We start from the raw sequence: 17271 nt of genomic DNA, 5'->3' as shown, positions 1-17271 counted from the left end.
CGGCTGCCTCTGCCGTTCCAGTCTGGAATCACCGGGGCCCGGATGGTGGCTTTCGCCCTGTCAGGAGGCTGCGGTGGCAGGTCCCTGCGAGCTTCGGCCCGTGACCCGCCAGGAGTCGCGACAGGGGGTGCATGTGCCGAGGGGGCCGTGGTGGCAGCTGCCACCACGGCCCCCTCGGCACACGGATCAGGCCGCGTCGCTCTCCATGGCCCGGACCAGGCTGAGCGGACGCATGTCGGTCCAGTTCTCCTCGACGTACGCGAGGCAGGCGGCACGGGTGTCCTCCCCGTGCACGGTGCGCCAGCCCGCCGGGATCTCGGCGAACGCCGGCCACAGCGAGTGCTGGCCCTCGTCGTTGACGAGTACGAAGTACGACGCCTCGTCGTTCTCGAACGGATTGGCCACGATGACACCTCACAAGTACGTCTCGAACTGGTCCGCACGATTCTCGGGCGCCGCTCTATACGTTTTCTGCGATGCGACTTCTGCGGTGCGACGGACGTGTGCCGCGGCGGGCAGCACGGTCCGGGGCGCGGTCGCGCGCTACCGGCTCACGGTCGCGATGAGCCGACGCACGATGGCGTGTCTGCCGGCGTCGTGGGTGCGCAGGAACGCCCGGAGCCGCTCGGCGTGCCGGTCGCTGCTGCACTGCAGGGGATGGACGACCGCGAAGTGGTCCTCCTCCTGGACGAAGGTCAGTTCGCGGAGCATGGGGGTGGCCGGGTCGGTGACGAACTTCTCCATGCCGGTCAGGGCCTCGTCGGTGGTCATGCCCTTCGGCATGACGAGTTCGCCGGAGGCGGCCTTCGCGCTGTAGAAACGGAGCATCTCCGTGGCGAAGCAGGAGCGCAGTTCGTCCTGCACCTCCGGGTCCCGGATGGCCTCGGTGAGCTTGCCGCACGCCGCCTCGTCGGGCAGCGTTCCCAGGGTCAGGTGGTGGCTGACGGTCATGGTGCGGCGGCGCGAGGTGTCGCTGAGGAACATCACGACGGTGCGGTCGGCCACCGTCGTGAAGCGCTCCCCGGCGTCGGCGAGCCGCAGCCACAGGTCCCAGTCCTCCATGCCGGTGTGGTCGGTGGTCCAGCCGCCGACGCTCTCGGGGAGCCCGCGCACATGGCCGACACGGGAGGGCTCGTACAACGGCCACAGCAGCTGGAGTTCGGGGTGCCAGAGCCCGTTGAGGGGGTGGGAGCGGTACTCCTCCTCGCCCTGCGCGTTCATGCCGATGCTCGCGGTCGCCACCAGGCGCGCGCCGCTGTCGAACTCGCGGCGCAGCACGGCCAGGTGCTCGGGCAGCCACAAGTCGTCGGAGTCCAGGTAGGCGATGGCCGGCGCGGTCGACGCGGCCAGGCCGATGTTGCGGGGGCCGCCGGGGTGGCCGTGCCGCTCGGTGCGGATGAGCTGGACGCGCTCGTCGTCGTAGGAGCGCACCACGTCGTCCGTGTCGTCGGTGCAGCCGTCGGAGACGACGATCAGGCGCCAGTCGTCGAAGGTTTGGGCCAGAACGCTGTCGATGGTCGGGCGGATGGCCTCGGACCGGTTCCAAGCCGGGCAGATCACGTCAATCGCCGCCGTCATCAAGGGCTTCCTCACAGACTCCTCAAGACGGCCGTCGCGACCGTCCCCGGCAGCCTCGCCGCCCTGCCTACGCGTCGGCTATACGGGCCCGCCCTTCGAACCGGCGCCGGGCGCGGCTCGGGCCCTGGTGTTCTCAGGCGAAGACGACGGTGCGATGCCCGTTGGGCAGGACGCGGCGGGTGCTGTGCCACTGCACGGCTCGGGCCAGCGCCTGGCATTCCACATCGCGGCCGATTGCGACGAGCTGTTCCGGGGAGACGGCGTGCCCCACCCGCCGGACCTCCTGCTCGATGATCGGCCCTTCGTCGAGGTCGGCCGTCACGTAGTGCGCGGTCGCGCCGATCAGCTTCACACCGCGTGCGTGGGCCTGGTGGTAGGGCTTGGCACCCTTGAAGCTAGGCAGGAAGGAGTGGTGGATGTTGATGACGCGACCGCTGAGCTGCTTGCACATGTGGTCCGAGAGGACCTGCATGTAGCGCGCCAGCACCACCAGTTCGACTCCCTCCGCCTCGACCAGGTCGAGCACCTGTTGCTCGGCGATGGCCTTGGTGTCCTTCGTCACGGGAATGTGGTGGAACGGGATGTCGTACGAGCCGACGAGGTCCCGGAAGTCCGGGTGGTTGGAGACGACGGCGGCGATGTCCACCGGCAGCGCGCCGGTCCGGGCGCGGAACAGCAGGTCGTTCAGACAGTGCCCGAACTTGCTGACCATCAGCACGGTCCGCATGCGTTCCCCGGCCCGGTGGATCTGCCAGTCCATGGTGAAGGAGTCACCGACGGCCGCGAAGCTGGCGCGCAGCCTCTCCACCGTCAGGGGCGCCTCGGCGGAGAACGCGACCCGCATGAAGAACAGCCCTGTGTCGGGGTCGCCGAACTGCTGGCTGTCGTCGATGTTGCACCCGGTCATGAACAGGTAGCTGGACACGGCGTGCACGATGCCCTGCCTGTCGGCACAGGAGAGGGTGAGGACGTAGTGGTCGGCGGGCATGGGCTCTCCGTAAGTCGTCGAGTGGCCTGTGTCGCGAAGAGGACCGGCCGCTCCGTCTCGGGGGTGACGGGGCGGCCGGTCAGAGGGCGGGCTGCGTCAGCGGGTGTCGGCCCGGCCGTCGGCCATGGCCGAGTTCCCGAAGACGGAGACCGCCTGGTAGTAGGTCCACGCCGTGGCCAGACACGAGGTGTTCTGGCCACCGGGGTAGGACGCGCAGACCCGCTTGAGGTCGGCGTAGAAGGCGTCGTCCAGCCGGTCCTTGTTGGCGCTGAACGTGCCGGCGGCCTTGTAGTTGCGGTACCCGAAGTCGTGCCGGGCACAGGCGTTCTTGAAGGGGAAGCCGAACGGGTTGTCCGGCGACGTCGTGCAGTAGTCGGTGGACCAGTCGAACGCGTAGGCGCTCCAGGCGGCCTGGTTCTGGCGGGCCGCGTTCCAGGCGTCGAAGCTGCCGGCGCTGGTCTGTGTCCAGCTGCTCAGCACCTGCGCCTTGTCGACAGGTGCGGCGTGGGACGGACCGGCCGCCAGGAGTGTGAAGGGCAGTGCGAGGGCGGCGAGCAGGGGTCCGGCGACGCGACGGCGCATGGGATGACCTCCATAGGGGCTGCGCGAAAGGGCCTGGCCCCGAATCCGGGGGCGGTCCGAGGGCAGGCCCAGCCTGGGCCGCGCGTCTATGCCGGAGATATACGAACCCTTGATGCCGACCACCGCCGCCGACAGATGCCGGTCCGCCCGCGGGAAGCCGGGAAACGGCGATGTAGAGATGCGAAAGAGATGAAGTAGCGGGCCGCTGTGGTGTGTCCGCAGGACATGCACCCCCGAGGAAAGGGAGTTCACCATGCGGCGACTGCTGTCGGCAGCACTGCTCGGCGCCTTGACGGTCGGCCTCACCGTGACGACGACGTCCACGTCGTACGCGGCGCCCGGCTGCATCGAGGCCAGCGAAACCCACGGTTGGGGTCGCGGCGACATCAAGGCATGCTTCGAAGGCGGAGTGGCCAGGATCCAGGGCAACGCCGTGGACCTCCTCCCCGGTGGGGGATGGGGCACCCCCGACGGGTACTGCGTCGCCTGGTTCATCGACTACGAGACCACCTCCGGTGACACCTATCGGCACTCACCGGTGGTCTGTGGTCACTTCTCGGATGACGAGGCGACGTTCGACTACGACCCCTCCGCGGGCCAGTACGGGGTGAAGGGCATCACGGGCGTGAAGAGCGTCCAGCTGACCCGCGTTTCCGTGTAGGGGGTCGTCGGCGCGGGTGCGTGGCGGAAGGCACGGATGCCGCCGTCACGCACCGGTCAATCCCGCCCGGCCTGCCTCTGCACCTGTTCCAGGACCTGCCGCGCGGAGCCCGCCCCGCTGAAGAGCTCGTTCCCGTGCTGGTTGAGCAGTGCGTTGACCTGGTCCCGGTTCTCCGTCGTACGCAGCGGAGCGGCCGTGGCGTTGGCGGCCTCGAGAACCTCCCGGGCACCCGCGAGGCGGGCGTTCTCGTACCACGCGTGCTGCGCCGACTCGCGTGACGGACAGGCACGTCCCACCCCGCCGAGCCACTCCAGCTGCTTCCTGGCGGTCATCAGCGTGATCGCCCTGAACGCCCGCTCCGGGTCCGGGCAGGACCTGGAGATGCCGAACCCGGAACCGGACACGTTCGGCGCATGGCTCGACGAGGGACGCGCCTTCGCCGCGAGCCTGCCGCCCAAGTGAGGCAGCGCCCATGAGAAACATGCCGGTGTCACGCAGGACGCGCGCTACGCCCCTCATCGGCCACTGGTCGCTGATCGCGCACGCAACCTCGCCCGGGCACGCTTCGGTCGGCATCCCCTCCGGACAGCTCGCCAGTTCCAGGGGGCACCGCCGAGCCGCACAGTCCGACTCCGTGCCCAATCCGTGCCCGTAAGAGCGGACAACCACGGCCAACAGCGGTACGAACAGGCCCGCGCGGCGATCCCGGCGCGACGAATACGCCCAGGTCAGCAGCCATACAGCCCGAACAAGCGCCGTCGCTTCCCAAGCTGAGAGCGCGAGTTCGATTCTCGTCACCCGCTCCATGATGAAACCCCAGGTCAGTAGCCTGGGGTCTCTGTATTGTCTGGACCAATTTCGGGCTGGCGTGCCCTTCACGTGCCCTAATACTGCAACGGTGCTTGCCGTGACTGATGGCCAGGTCTGGGGCTGTGTCCGCGTCGTTTGTAGTGGCTGGTGCGGGCCTGGTGTTGTCGTCTTCGGCGCCAGGCCGACCAGTGCAGGATGTGCTCGACGGGGGCGGGTCGGCGGTCGGTGAGGCGGGTGATCAGCCGTCGTATCTCGGCGAGGCTGAGGTGGATGAGCTGGGAGGATCCGTTTCTGCTTTCCCGGCATCCAGCTCGCGGGCTCGCAGGACGGTCAGGCAGGCGTGGGCGGCCATGGCCAGGGTCATGTGTCGGTGCCAGCCGGGGTAGCGGCGGACTTGGTAGTCGTCCAGGCCGCATTCCTGTTTCGCGCTCTGGAAGCACTCCTCGATGGCCCACCTGCTGCCCGCGATGCGGATCAGGTCGTCAAGTGTTGTCTCGGCCGGGCAGTAGGCGATGTAGAAGAGATCTCCCCGGGTCGGCTCACGCTGCGGCGGGCGATGACCCAGTGGCGGCGGTCGGGCCGGTGCCAGGGCCGGACCTCGACGCGTGCCCAGTCGTAGATCCGCAGGCCGTGAGCCCCGCTGCCGCAGGAACGACGCTTCCATTTCTGCCGGGCAAGACCGTTGAACAAGTCGTGGACGGGATGGTCGATCGCCCAGCGGGTGACCACGGTGTCGTGGCGGGTGGTGGCCATGACGTGGAAGACGTCCGCCCGCTCCAGTTCCGACCGCCAGCCTTTGCTGAACCCGTAGGCGGCATCCGCGGTCACCCACCGAAACGGCATCTTGTCCGCCATGGCGCGGCGGACCATCGCCTTCGCCATGGCCACCTTGGTCTCAAAGGCGACCTCGTCATCGACGCCGGCCCGGCGGCACCTTTCGCGGTCGTCGGTCCAGGAGGTGGGCAGATACAGACGCCGGTCGATCAGTGTCCGCCCGCGGTCGGTTGCATATGCGAGGAAGACGCCGACCTGGCAGTTCTCCGTCCGCCCGGCGGTGCCGGAGTACTGCCGCTGCACCCCGGCCGACCGCGTCCCCTTCTTCAGGAAGCCCGTGTCGTCCACGACCAGGACGGCGTCCTGGTCGCCGAGGTTTTCGACCACGTACTGACGCACGTCGTCGAGCACCTCATCCGCGTCCCACTCGATCCGGTTCAGCATCCGGTGGATACGGTCCGGGCCTGCGTGGCCGGCTTCCTCCGCCAGCGTCCAGCCGTTCTTCCGCTGCAGCGGAGCGATCAGGCCCCGCATATAAGCCAGTGCCGACTCCCGCGGCTCCGACCTGCTGAAACGGTGCACGAACCGCTCATGCACAGCGTCCAGTTCACCCGCCCACAACCTGACATCAGCAAGGTCCCCACCCATGAACACACCAACGACCAACCTGGCCATCAGTCACGGCAAGCACCGTTGCAGTACTAAGCCAGGTCAAACCGGCCTCCACGGACCCTTCGGGTGCGAACTGAAGCGCCATGAGACGTAATCATCTCGAATGATGAGACTTATTTTCGGTGACCTGCGCCACATGGCGAGCAAATGGCCATCAAGTCGCGTCCGCAAAGGGCAACTTGCCGGGCTGTGGCGCCGGGTAGGCGGTCACGGGGGATCCATCACGAAGGGCCTTCCGAGCCGCGGGCCCCCTTTGCCGCGCCGCCTCGGCCATGCCGACACGTCAACGGCCCGTACGTCAACTGCCGTCAGCCGTCACCGACTGCCGCCCCTCCTACTCTGCGCCCCTCGCGAAGCCGTCGGCTCACGCTCCGCCGGGTTCCGGCACCGGCTTCCCTGGCGGCGTGAAGGCGGCGAGCACAGTGGCCGTGATGTGGTCGGCGGCGCGGTCGGAGGTGAGACGGCCGGCGCGGATCTCCTCTGCGGCGCTGTGCATGGTCGTGTGCAGGACGTTGACCAGCCACGCGATCGGCAGGTCCGTACGGAAGGCGCCCTCGGCGCGGCCTCGGGCGACCAGTGTCTCGACGCGGGCGGCGGGAGCGCTGTGCAGCTCGCGGATACGCCCCGCGGAGAGTTCCTTCTGGGCGGCGACGAGCAGTGCCCGCGCCTGATCCACCAGATGCCAGCCGGCCTCGACATAGCGGGCCAGGGCGAGCAGCGGATCACCGGTCAGATCGACCGCGTCCAACGCCTCGTTGCCCCGGTCGATGGCACGGCTCATCGCCGCGTCGACCACCTCCGCCCGGGAGCTGAAGTGCGCGTACAGAGTCACCCGGCCCACCCCAGCGGCGCGCGCGATCTCGCTCAGGCTCGCGTCCGGGTTCCGTCCGAGACATTCGGCCGCTGCCTGCTCGATCGCCTCGATGCTCCGCAGGGCATCGGCGCGTTTGGTGGTGTTCTTACTGCCCATGCCCTCACAGTACCGCAGTAATCCGAACAATCTTGTTTGGGTTATACCCCTCAGGCGTATAACGTGAACACGCCTGTACGGGTTTGCGATGAGAGGGAGCGTCATGAGTGACACGGAAACCACCACCACACACGCACCGGGCCCACCGCATCCGCTGCGCTGGCCGGCCCTGGGCCTGCTGGGGCTGGCCCAGCTGATGCTGATCCTCGACATCACCGTGGTCGCGATCGCGCTCCCCCACATGGGTGCCGAACTGGACCTGAGCCGTGCCGCACTGACGTGGGTGGTCAGCGGCTACGCCCTGGCCTTCGGGAGTTTGATGCTGCTCGGTGGCCGGGCTGCGGACCTGCTCGGGGCCAAGCGGGTCGTCCTGACCGGGCTCGCCGTGTTCACCGCCGCCTCTCTGGCCGCCGGACTCGCCACCGGCGCCCCGCTGCTGCTCGCCGCCCGGATCGCCCAGGGTGCGGGCGCCGCGATGCTCTCTCCCGCGGCCCTGTCCGTGGTGGTGCGGCTGTTCGACGGCGACGAGCGCAACCGCGCGCTCGGCATCTGGGCGGCGCTCGGCGGCGGCGGCGCTGCTCTAGGTGTACTGCTGGGCGGGCTGATCACGGCAGGTCCGGGCTGGGCCTGGGTCTTCTTCGTCAACGTCCCTGTCGGCCTGGTCGTCCTCGTCTCGCTGGCCCGGATACTGCCCCGCCTGCCCCGCGTCGCAACAGGCTCCGTCGACGGGCCCGGGGCCGCCCTGGTCGCCGCAGCGACCGGCGCCCTCATCTACGCCCTGATCCGTGCCGGCGACCACGGCTGGCTCGACGCCGTCACCGTCGTCCTGGTCGCCGCCTCGGCAGCCGCCTACGCCGCCTTCGCCGCGTGGCAACGCCGGGCGACGGCACCGCTGATGGACCTTCGCCTGCTGGGCCGCCGCCCGGTGGTGGCGGGCACCTTCGTGATCGCCACCACCACGGCGCTGATGGTGGGGGCCTTCTTCCTCGGCTCCTTCTACTTCCAGAACCATCAGGGCCACGGTGCCCTGATGACCGGCGTGCTGTTCCTGCCGGTGGCGCTGGTGACCATGGCCGCCGCCACGGCTGCCGGCCGTGTGATCGGCCGTCTGGGAGCACGGGTGCTGGCTGCGGTCGCCCTGGCCGTCGCAGCCGCCGGATTCCTCACACCGGTGCTCTGGTCCGGAACCGCCGCCATGGTCACCGGTGTCAGCATCGCCTCGGCGGGACTCGGCGCCCTGTTCGTCGTCGCCTCGGCCACCGCACTCAGCAGCGTCGCCCACCACGAGGCCGGCGTAGCGTCCGGAATCGTCAGCACCTTCCACGAGTTCGGCGCCTCGGTCGGCGCTGCGGCCGTCTCCAGCGCCGCAGCCACGAGCATCACCGCCCACGCCGGCGCCCAAGCCGCCTCCGGCTTCGACGACGCGTTCCTCGTAGCCACGGGCATAGCCGCGCTCTCCGCCGTCATCGCCCTGTGGCTGATCCCGTCCAAGAACGAGTAGGCCAAAGCCGACGGCCTGCCAGGCAGCAGATGCGGGCCGCGCCAGCACTTGCGAAGCGCTGCGCCGCCGAAGGGCAAATGCCGCCGCGCACTGCTCTGAACCGTGCGCCCGCAAGGCGCCGCCCCTCAGTTGAAGAGCAATGCCCCACCCAAAACGAGCGGACGTACCGCACGCTCCCGAAGTGCTCACGGAGGCAGTGGATGAATCACCGCATGCGCCGACTGTTGACGGCTGGCATCGCCGCAGGGGGTGTCGGCGCGGCACTGGCCACAGTCCTGCTGATCGGCAGTCCGCAGCAAGACAACGGCGACCGGCGGACCGACCGGCAGGAGGCAGTCGCCGAACGCGGTCAGACCGTAATGCCCTTCGACCTCGAACAGACCACCCACCACTTCACCCCCACCGAGACAGGCGGGGTCCAGGACGTCGTCGCCGACCGGCCCGACGACGCCAAGCAGATCGGCCTCATACGCACCCATCTCCAGCAGGAGGCCAAAGCTTTCAGCCAGGGGGATTTCGGCGACCCTGCGCAGATACACGGCGACAGCATGCCGGGCCTGGGGAAACTGCAAGAGGGCTACGAACGCATTGAGGTGCGCTACCGGGAACGGCCCGACGGCGCCACCCTCACCTACGCCACCGACGAGCCCACACTGGTCAACGCCCTGCACGACTGGTTCGAAGCACAACTCAGCGACCACGGCGACCACGCCGAATCCGGCCACTGACCTGCGAGCAGCACACCGGAGCCCGGCTAAAAGTGAGATCAGCGGCGTCAGGCCGTGCCGCTCTTGTCTGTAACAGGGGGAGAGACCATGAGTGATCCTTACGAGTTGACCTTAGGCGTGCCCTCCGTCGAGGTCTTCCGCCGCTTGCGCACCGATGCCGGCCTCTCGGTCAAGGCGCCCGAAGCGGTTGCGCTCGCCCTCGCCAACACGTGGCACGGGGTGGTCCTCCACCACGAAGGTGAGCCCATCGGCATGGGGCGCATCATCGGTGACGGCGGTACCGCGTTGCAGATCGTCGACATGTGCGTACACCCCGCACACCAGGGGCGCGGCCTCGGCAAGCGCATGATGGCCGCGCTCGCCGAGGAACTGGAGAGCCGGGCGCCCGCCACGGCGTACGTCTCGCTGATCGCGGACGGCCCGGCGCGCCACCTCTATGAGAAGTTCGGCTTCGCCGACACCGCCACGCACGACTCGATCGGCATGTACCGCGTGATGGACAGGGGTCCTGGTCGCAGCGGATCACAGGCGTAGCCGCAACCGTGACCGCAGTCCTCCCAGGCCCAATCGTCCTCCGTCCACCCCCGCGTACCTCTCGGCGGCCACCGAGACGGACGCGTACCGCAGATCATCATGAACATCTCGTTGCAGGCCGCCCTCACCAACGTCCGAGGCCCTGATACTGACCGGGCGATCGACAAGCGGGGGCGACGGTGGACTGGACATTGGCGGGAGGGCTGGCCGCCGCCCTGATGATCGCGACCGTCACCGCCCAGGTCGGCGTTTCCGGCGCGGTGTTCCTCCTCCCGGTCCAGCTGAGCGTCTTCGGCGTGCCCAACCCCGCGATCACCCCGACCAACTTGCTGTACAACGTCGTCGCCGGACCCGGCGCCCTGTGGCGTTACCGCCGTGACGGCGCCCTGCGCGGCGACCTGGCGTCGCCGGACGCAACGCCTAGTGCTGGGCACACTGCCCGGCGTCGTCCTCAACGCCGCCATCCGCGTCTTCGCCCTCCCCGGCCCGAGCGTCTTCCGGCTCCTGATCGCCGCCTTGCTGCTGCCACTTGGCCTATGGCTGTGCCTGCGCACCCTCACCCCGGCACGTCACCGGCCACTGCCCGCAGAGCAGTTGCCCCCCGCACACTGACGAGCCTCGCCGTGGCGGTCGGCGTTGTCGGCGGCGTCTACGGCATCGGCGGCGGCTCCCTCCTCGGCCCGATCCTCGCCGGACGCGGCATGCCCGTCACACGCGTCGCCCCGGCCGCCCTCGCCGCCACGTTCGCCACCTCTCTCGTCGGCGCCGTCTCCTACGCGCTGCTGTCGCTCGTCAGCTCCGGAGACGTCGCCCCCGACTGGTGGCTCGGGCTCGCCTGCGGCACCGGCGGACTGATCGGCGGCTACCTCGGCGCGCGCCTCCAACCTCGCCTGCCCGAACGAGCCCCAGGCTCCTGCTCGGCACCCTCGCCACAGCCCTCGGCGCCCTGTACGCCGTCCAGACCCTGCACTGACCCCGGTCCCGGATCAGTTCCGGGCAAGGGGGTGTATGAGGCGCCCTGCCGGCCTCAAGGACTTGGCTCAATCGATCGACTTGGATGACCGCGCGCCGTCACTCACGCGATCGCCCTAAGCGGGCACCAAGTCACCCAGAGCTTCGCGAAGGGCGGTGACCACCACGGGCCCCGCTTCTGCCACCTGCCGCAGATCATCGCTCTTCATGTAGCGGTAGCTCTGCGGCGGGTGGAAGGTCCCCGCCGCACGCAACGCGTTGAGTGACACCGGCTCGTCGAAGGACACGGGGTCCTCCAAAGTCAGACCACTCGCCTGGGCGGCGCCACTCATATAGGCGTCGTACTCGCGTCGAGTGATCCCTGTCTGAGCACGATGCGCCGACCAGACCTCCTTGGGGGAGGCCACGTGGACCGAGGCGATGCGCGCCATGCCCACCAGGGCCATGGTGGGCGCGGTCGCGTACAGCAGAACCGGGGTTCCGGGAGGAGCGGCGACGCGCTGGCGGCGGACCTCCACCGTCTTGCTGCCGGCCAGGATCGCGGTGGCGAAGCGCGGGTGGACGGACAGCAGCATCGCGCGTTCCGGATCGTTCACGTCTTTCGGTGCCCCTCTTTGTAGACCGCCTGGAACAGCTCGTTGCTGATCTTCGACAGCGAGATCAGCGACAACGGTAGTCCCAGCTCCTTGGCCAAGGAGGTCAATCGCCGCAGCGTCACCGGCTTGGGGAAGATCTCGGTGTCCGAGAACCTCAGCGCCATGGCGCGACCGGAGGCATCAGCGGCTCCTTGTACCTCGGTCCGACCATATACGCCCAGGTGTTCGAATTTCGAGAAGAGGGTGTCCGGTGTGTCGACGAGCACCTCGTCGAGGCGCGAACTGCCTACCACCATCTGGCCGTCCACGCCGGCAGCGCCCTCGCTGACGTACCAGAGAAGGCGGGCGGGAACGCTTTCGCCGCGGTGCCCCGAGGAACGGTAGTAGACGTGCTCCCTGCTGATGCCCAGGACGTGGCTGCGCGGCAGGAGCATGGCCGGGACGTTGAACAGCTCGGTGGACCAACGCGGTTTGATCGGCACCAGGAAGGACGGCAGCTCGGAGTCGATGACCTTCGCAGGCCACCAGGCGCGTTCCACCAGGGCGGCCACCTCGGCGGGCATCCCGGCGTGCAGGGTGGCTGTCTCCACGGTCAGCTCGCGAGCGAGTCCTCCTGCCACCGCCTCCACCTCCGCTGCCGGACCGCACACATTCACCAGCAGGGCGACGAGTCTGCCGTCGTGCTCGAAGAAGCCGTCGTCCCCGGCGGCAACCTTGGCGACCGCGGAGGGATAGGGATCGGTGATCCGTATGATCTCTGCGCCGCACTCGCGTCCAAGGCGCTTGAGTAAGAAAAGGAGTTGCCTGGCCAGGGTCTCTTCCAGCGGGTGGTGGGCGGTGCGGAGAACAGGGACGATCAGTGTCCGCCCGTCCAGCGCCCACGCGTAGAGGGCTACGGGGTGGCCCTCGCCGTCCCGCAGTAGCTCGCGACGCCATACGACCGTGTCTGCGTGCAGGGACCGCAGGCGCTCGGCGAAGGCCGAACCATCGTCGCCGCCTGACTGGTTGAAGAATGCGATCAGCTCATCTTCGGCACCCGGCGACACCTCGGTCGACCGGAAGTCCGTTCCCATCAGATCGGCCGGGCGGTACACCTGGGCCTGCCGCAGCTCGTCCACATGCAGCGTCACGGTGGAGGGCGATACGACGCGAACCCTGGCGACCCCCCAGGCCACGTCGGCCAGACGGGACAGGAGCGGGCTCCGTGTCGCCAGCACTTGAAGGCCAGCGCACGAGGTCTCAGCCACGTACCGCGCACACCGTCGAAGTGCCCCGTCGGCGGGAAGGTCCGGGAGCGACTCCGTGGCCACGCTGACCAGTTCAGCCGTTCGTTCGGCCACGGCCGCGGGATCGGGGGTGAGCCGGCGCAGTCCGTGCAACGCCGCCCGCTGGTGCTGGCGCTCGGCGGTGTCGGAGATGTCGCGGATCTCATGGACCAGTTGGGGTGTGTAGGCGAGCTCGACGAGATCCGTCATCCAGCCCGCTTCCAGCGCGCGCGAGTGCTCTGCGTCGGGTGTGTCGGTGAGTCCGCGCAGATCGGCGAACACCCCGTGGTCGACCGTCACCACCAGCAGGGCGTCGCTCTCCACCTCCGTGAAGAGGTCCGGGTGCCCGAGGTCCAGCCACCATCCGTCGAGGATCTCTCCGTCCCGGCCGCGTCCTCGAACCTCGCCGTTCGGGATGAAGCCCAGACTCGTCCACATATCGCTGAGGTTGTAATCCCGTCGGCACTTGGCCTTGATGCCGAGCCGTTGCGGATACTTCTCCTTGATCGCCTCCACCAGCAGCCGAGCGATACCCCTTCCGCGCTGCTCCTCCGCCACACACAGGTGCGCGAGGCGTATGTGGGCACTCCTCTTCGGGAGCCCGAACAACGCGTAGCCGATCACCTCGTCCGCTTCAACGGCGACCAAAAGTCCACCGTCCTCCGCCGCCTGGCGATACGCGGGAGGCGTCAAGAGCCCCAACGTCTTGGTGTAGCGATTGCCCAGCGCGATGGCCTTGTCAATCAGCTCGTTCCGCGCAGGCCCAACCGACAACAACTTGATCGCCACTGCTCCCCCTCCGGCAGGCCGGCCGAGACCAGCCTCAACTCCCCTGTCAGTACATACAGGGAAAGCTGATCTCAACGGAGGCCGTCCCTCAAGGGGGCACAAGGGGCGCACGGTGCTGTAGGGGCTCTCCGAAGAGCGTTGTCACGCTTCTGCGGTCGGCCTTCCCTTCTCAGCTGCCTCGCGCAGTTGCTGCCGCACCTCGGCGTCGATGCCCTGAGCGAGCCTGCGCCGGTGCTTCGCCGTCGAATGCTGGTAGATCAACTGGGCCCGCTCCGAGGACTGGCCAGCGCGGACCATCAGGTCCTTCAGCTTGGCGTCCTCTGGTTGAACGGTCCTGCATTCCGGTCGCGTGTCTGGTGCCCTCAGGGGTGCCAGCGGTGTACGGCGGGTGCGGCTGCCGTAAGCGGCGGCCAGGGGGTGTCGGTGGTCGGGGTGCCGGTGCGGATGAAGCTGAGCCAGGCGGTGCGCAGGGCTCGGCCCAGGATGTCGATGTCGTGCGGGTCGGCGCCGGCGAGCATCGGGGCGGTGGTCCAGTCGGCATCGGTGCCGAACGGAAAGGGCAGTTCGATGGAGTGGGTGGCGCCGAAGGGAGAGGCGGGGACGGCGTAGTCGAACCGGTAGGTCCACACGCGGGCACCCGCCTCGCTCAGCCGGGCAGCCAGGCGGCGGGCGGGACGGTCGAAGCAGACAGCACCCGCGGCCCGTTCCACAGCGTCCGCAGTCACCGAACCCAGTGCCGGGACCCGGCGCAGGCGGCGCAGCGCCGGGTTCAGGGCGTAGAAGGCGCTCATCTTCCGCCCAGTGGTGCCGATGATGATGTCCAGACCCGGGGCTCGGCCTGCGAGGCATGCGGCCCAGCGTGCTGCGTCCGGGAGCGGGCCGACTCCGGCGACCGGCCTGAACAAGGGGACCGTACGGAGCCCGAGTCTGCCTGCCGCCTCGCGCGCGAGAGCGGTCTGGGCGTCCAGGACATCGGCGACGGGGACGCTTTGCGCCAGCGTTCGGGGATCGGACACGGTGACCGATCCCCGAACGGCAACTGCTGCGGCTGGCGGGGGCGTCAGTCGTCGGTGACGGTAACGATGTGGTCGGTATCGAAAGGCAGGTTCTCGTAGTGGCGGGCGGTGACGTCGTCGGCCGGGGGTTCGGTGATCATGCGGTCGGCTTCGGCCGGGGAGCCGCCGATGGCCCGGGAGTTGCCCGTGGCTTCCGGGGCATAGGGCGGTCAGCCCGGGGAGCCGGTGGCGGCGAAGGCGGCCCAGGCGCCGACGAGGGTGTCGCGGGCGGTGAGGTGTTCGGGGGTGTCGGCGCCGACGAGGGACGGACTGTCGAAGACGTGGAGCAGGTCGGCGCCGTGGAAGGCGCCCATGGCCGGTCCGCACGGTTCGTCGACGAGGAGGTAGTGGTAGGCGCGGCCTCCCGCCCCTGCCTGGGCCCGGGCCAGACGCGTGGCCGGGATCCGGTAGGGGCGTCGGTGAGGAAGGCACCGCGCAGGGCTGAAAGGTCGCCGGAGTCGGCGATACGGTTCCGGTAGGCGTCGAGGAGCTTCTCCGGCTCTGTGACACCGGCGCGCCGCATCTCGGTGTACAGGGCTGTTTCGTCCTCGGGGCGAAAGGAGTCGCCGCCGATCATCTGGAAGACGCGCACTTCGTCGCGGGTGGTGCTGACGAGCAGGGGGATGTCGGCGGCGGCGCCGTCGGCGACGGCCTGCTGCGGGGCGACGGGCAGTACGCTGCCGTCGAGTACGGCACCCCGGGACCGGCCGCCGGGCAGGTTGCGCTGCCCGATGTCGCCGGTGACGACCGTGCTCTGGGCGTCCAGGATCCGCTGGCAGGTGACGGTGAGCAGGTCCTCCGGGCCATCGAGGCGGAGTGCGGTGATCAGGTCCTCGGCCATGGTGGTGGCGGTGGCCCGGTCGAAGATTCGGGACGTGCTGCCGCTCTGGAGGATCGCCTTGTGGAAGAGGCCGGCGGCCGCGGGTGCGGCCAGCAGGGCTCCGATGGAGAAGGCACCGGCGGACTGCCCCGCCACGGTGATGTTGCCGGGGTCGCCGCCGAAGGAGGCGATGTTGTCCCGTACCCAGCGCAGTGCGGCCATCTGGTCCTGCAGGGCGAGATTGGTCGACCCCGCCCACTGGCTGCCGAGGTCGGCCAGGTGCAGAAACCGAGTGCCCCAGGCGGTAGTTGGCGGTGACGACGACCGCGCCGGTCTGCCGGGCGAGCGCAGCCCCATCGCTGTAGGGGGGTGCGGCGGAGCCGGCCTCGTATCCGCCGCCGTAGATCCACACGATGACGGGGCGGATGGCGTCCTCCACCGTCGCCGTGGGCGTCCAGACGTTGAGATACAGGCAGTCCTCGGACGTCTCCCGGATCTCCGCCGTGGGGAAGGCGGGGAAGGAGGACTTCCGGCTCGCCTCCGACATCAGGGAAGAGGCGCCCTGCGCAGGCGCCGGTGCGAAGGTGTCGGCCTGGCGGACACCCTGCCGCGACCGGGGCGGCTGGGGCGGGCGGAACCGCAGCTCGCCCACCGGGGGTGCGGCGAAGGGGATACCGGCGAAGAGACGGCCTCCGCCGGAGAGTGCGCATCCGCGAACGGTTCCCGTGGTGGTGTCGGTCAGGAGTGCGTCTGCCATGGCGCGAGCCTGTCTTCCCGAGGTGCGGAGGATTCGTTCTTGCTGTCGGCGTGGTGGGCCGGGCCCTGCCTGACGGAGGTCGCGCCCAGCCGGACGAGGGTCACCGTTTGAAGGTCTGCTCAAGTGGCGTACCAACGCCATCGACGTGCGGGCGGATCCCGTCGGCTCAGGACCGAGCATTCGGTGCCGGTGCTCGGGGCTGGGCCGACGGCACATGTATGTGCCGTCGGCCCAGCCACACTCCTCACCTGCTGACGTCTTGATCAGAGGTTCAGCAGGTGTGCCGCATTGCGGTGTGCGATGCGTTTGAGGTCGGCGCGGGAGAACGGCGCTGTGCGGAGGAACTCGACTGCCTCTGCCGTTGATTCGTAGGGGTAGTCGACGGCGAACAGCAGCCGGTCGGCGCCGATGGCCTGGACGGCTCCGAGGAGGGCCGCGTGGGAGAAGACGCCGCTGGTGGTCGCGTAGAGGTTGTGCCGCAGGTAGTGGGAGGGCAGTTGTCGTGGCCTGCTCTTGGGGTCGGCCTGGTGGTAGCGGCTGTCGAGCCGGGCCAGCTGGAAAGGCAGCAGTTCTCCCATGTGCCCCAGCGTCACCGAGGCCCCGGGGAACTCGTCGAACACTCCACCGTAGATCAGGCGAAGTGCGTGGGCGCCGACCTGCGCTGTCCATCCCCAGGACGGCCCGCTCAGCACGGGGTGCCCCTGGAACACCCGCCACTGATCGGCGGGGAAGAGCGCGGGATGGAGGTAGAGCGTCACGCCAAGCCGTTCAAGCTCGGCCCACACCGGCCGGAACTGCGGCTCGTCGAGGTAGTGGCCCTGAACGTGGTCATTGTGCAGGACTCCCTTGAGGCCGAGTTGCTCCACCGCCCGGCGCAGTTCGACCACGGCGGCCTTCGGGTCCTGCAACGGCAGGGTGGCGAAGCCGGCGAACCGTGTCGGGTGGGCGGCGACCACGTCGGCCAGGTAGTCGTTGACCCGGCGGGCCGTGGCCACGGCCTCGGAGGGGTCCTCGATGGCCTCCACGCCGGGTGAGGTGAGCGACAGGACCTGCATGTCAACGCCATGCTCGTCCATGTCCGCCAGCCGCAACTCCGTGAGGTCGGCGAGCCGGCGCCCCCACTCTTCCCCCAGCCGGGGGGCATCCAGGCTTCGCCCGGCCACGGGATCAGCTCCGGAACGGAGAACGCCTCTTCGACTGCGATCACCTTCATACCGCG

Annotated in this window: 16 protein-coding genes and 3 pseudogenes; 6 read left to right on the top strand and 13 right to left on the bottom strand. The window is 69.2% G+C overall.

Annotated elements, in window-relative coordinates:
• Positions 1 to 186: 186 nt before the first annotated feature.
• The 4 genes from V8690_RS22835 to V8690_RS22820 form a co-directional block, all read right to left on the bottom strand.
• Positions 187 to 405 (bottom strand): MbtH family protein, encoded by a 219-nt coding sequence (locus V8690_RS22835; protein WP_338781602.1) that lies wholly within the window; start codon positions 403 to 405, stop codon positions 187 to 189.
• Between the two features lie 138 nt (positions 406 to 543).
• Positions 544 to 1578 carry a glycosyltransferase family A protein gene (locus tag V8690_RS22830; protein WP_338781600.1) on the bottom strand — a complete coding sequence of 345 codons (1035 nt, stop codon included), beginning with the start codon at positions 1576 to 1578 and terminating at the stop codon, positions 544 to 546.
• 133 nt (positions 1579 to 1711) lie between these two features.
• Entirely contained in the window at positions 1712 to 2566 is an 855-nt protein-coding gene (purU, locus tag V8690_RS22825; RefSeq protein WP_338781597.1) for a formyltetrahydrofolate deformylase, read from the bottom strand.
• 96 nt (positions 2567 to 2662) lie between these two features.
• On the bottom strand, positions 2663 to 3148 hold the full coding sequence (locus tag V8690_RS22820; protein WP_338781596.1) for a phospholipase: 486 nt from the start codon (positions 3146 to 3148) through the stop codon (positions 2663 to 2665).
• Positions 3149 to 3401: 253 nt separating this feature from the next.
• Here V8690_RS22820 and V8690_RS22815 point away from each other — a divergent pair, with 253 nt between their 5' ends.
• On the top strand, positions 3402 to 3809 hold the full coding sequence (locus tag V8690_RS22815; protein ID WP_338781595.1) for a hypothetical protein: 408 nt from the start codon (positions 3402 to 3404) through the stop codon (positions 3807 to 3809).
• Between the two features lie 56 nt (positions 3810 to 3865).
• Here the strand turns inward: V8690_RS22815 and V8690_RS22810 are convergent, their stop codons facing one another.
• On the bottom strand, positions 3866 to 4141 hold the full coding sequence (locus tag V8690_RS22810; protein ID WP_338781594.1) for a hypothetical protein: 276 nt from the start codon (positions 4139 to 4141) through the stop codon (positions 3866 to 3868).
• Positions 4142 to 4145: 4 nt separating this feature from the next.
• On the opposite strand from V8690_RS22810, the gene V8690_RS22805 reads away from it, so the two are divergent.
• The gene (locus tag V8690_RS22805) at positions 4146 to 4271 is read left to right on the top strand and encodes a hypothetical protein (RefSeq protein WP_338781593.1); all 126 of its coding nucleotides are present in this window, start codon (positions 4146 to 4148) and stop codon (positions 4269 to 4271) included.
• Positions 4272 to 4857: 586 nt separating this feature from the next.
• On the opposite strand, the pseudogene V8690_RS22800 reads toward V8690_RS22805, so the two are convergent.
• Positions 4858 to 6041: pseudogene (locus V8690_RS22800) on the bottom strand (IS701 family transposase).
• Between the two features lie 388 nt (positions 6042 to 6429).
• Positions 6430 to 7035 (bottom strand): TetR/AcrR family transcriptional regulator, encoded by a 606-nt coding sequence (locus V8690_RS22795; protein ID WP_338781590.1) that lies wholly within the window; start codon positions 7033 to 7035, stop codon positions 6430 to 6432.
• Positions 7036 to 7138: 103 nt separating this feature from the next.
• Here V8690_RS22795 and V8690_RS22790 point away from each other — a divergent pair, with 103 nt between their 5' ends.
• The 4 genes and pseudogenes from V8690_RS22790 (at position 7139) to V8690_RS22775 (ending at position 10771) form a co-directional block, all read left to right on the top strand.
• On the top strand, positions 7139 to 8536 hold the full coding sequence (locus V8690_RS22790; RefSeq protein ID WP_338781588.1) for an MFS transporter: 1398 nt from the start codon (positions 7139 to 7141) through the stop codon (positions 8534 to 8536).
• Positions 8537 to 8736: 200 nt separating this feature from the next.
• The gene (locus tag V8690_RS22785) at positions 8737 to 9264 is read left to right on the top strand and encodes an aspartate carbamoyltransferase (protein WP_338781586.1); all 528 of its coding nucleotides are present in this window, start codon (positions 8737 to 8739) and stop codon (positions 9262 to 9264) included.
• 87 nt (positions 9265 to 9351) lie between these two features.
• Positions 9352 to 9798, top strand: coding sequence for a GNAT family N-acetyltransferase (locus tag V8690_RS22780; RefSeq protein ID WP_338781584.1), 447 nt, complete (start codon positions 9352 to 9354; stop codon positions 9796 to 9798).
• Between the two features lie 179 nt (positions 9799 to 9977).
• A pseudogene (locus V8690_RS22775) lies at positions 9978 to 10771 on the top strand (sulfite exporter TauE/SafE family protein).
• Positions 10772 to 10886: 115 nt separating this feature from the next.
• Here V8690_RS22775 and V8690_RS22770 read toward each other — a convergent pair.
• From V8690_RS22770 to V8690_RS22745, 6 genes and pseudogenes are all read right to left on the bottom strand, one after another.
• The gene (locus V8690_RS22770; protein ID WP_338781583.1) at positions 10887 to 11366 is read right to left on the bottom strand and encodes an ASCH domain-containing protein; all 480 of its coding nucleotides are present in this window, start codon (positions 11364 to 11366) and stop codon (positions 10887 to 10889) included.
• Positions 11363 to 13420 (bottom strand): GNAT family N-acetyltransferase, encoded by a 2058-nt coding sequence (locus tag V8690_RS22765; RefSeq protein WP_338781582.1) that lies wholly within the window; start codon positions 13418 to 13420, stop codon positions 11363 to 11365. Before V8690_RS22765 ends, V8690_RS22770 begins: the two co-directional genes overlap by 4 nt.
• Positions 13421 to 13561: 141 nt before the next feature.
• A pseudogene (locus V8690_RS22760) lies at positions 13562 to 13735 on the bottom strand (integrase); the annotation flags it as partial.
• 47 nt (positions 13736 to 13782) lie between these two features.
• Positions 13783 to 14436 (bottom strand): carboxylesterase family protein, encoded by a 654-nt coding sequence (locus tag V8690_RS22755; RefSeq protein ID WP_338781581.1) that lies wholly within the window; start codon positions 14434 to 14436, stop codon positions 13783 to 13785.
• A gap of 136 nt (positions 14437 to 14572) precedes the next feature.
• On the bottom strand, positions 14573 to 15652 hold the full coding sequence (locus V8690_RS22750; RefSeq protein ID WP_338781580.1) for a carboxylesterase family protein: 1080 nt from the start codon (positions 15650 to 15652) through the stop codon (positions 14573 to 14575).
• A 663-nt stretch (positions 15653 to 16315) separates the two neighbouring features.
• A complete protein-coding gene (locus V8690_RS22745; RefSeq protein ID WP_338781578.1) occupies positions 16316 to 17215 on the bottom strand; it encodes an amidohydrolase family protein in 900 nt (299 codons plus the stop codon).
• Between the last annotated feature and the right edge of the window lie 56 nt (positions 17216 to 17271).

This window comes from Streptomyces sp. DG1A-41 (genome assembly GCF_037055355.1).
GTDB lineage: Bacteria > Actinomycetota > Actinomycetes > Streptomycetales > Streptomycetaceae > Streptomyces.
This window is presented reverse-complemented; position numbering and strand designations above follow the sequence as displayed.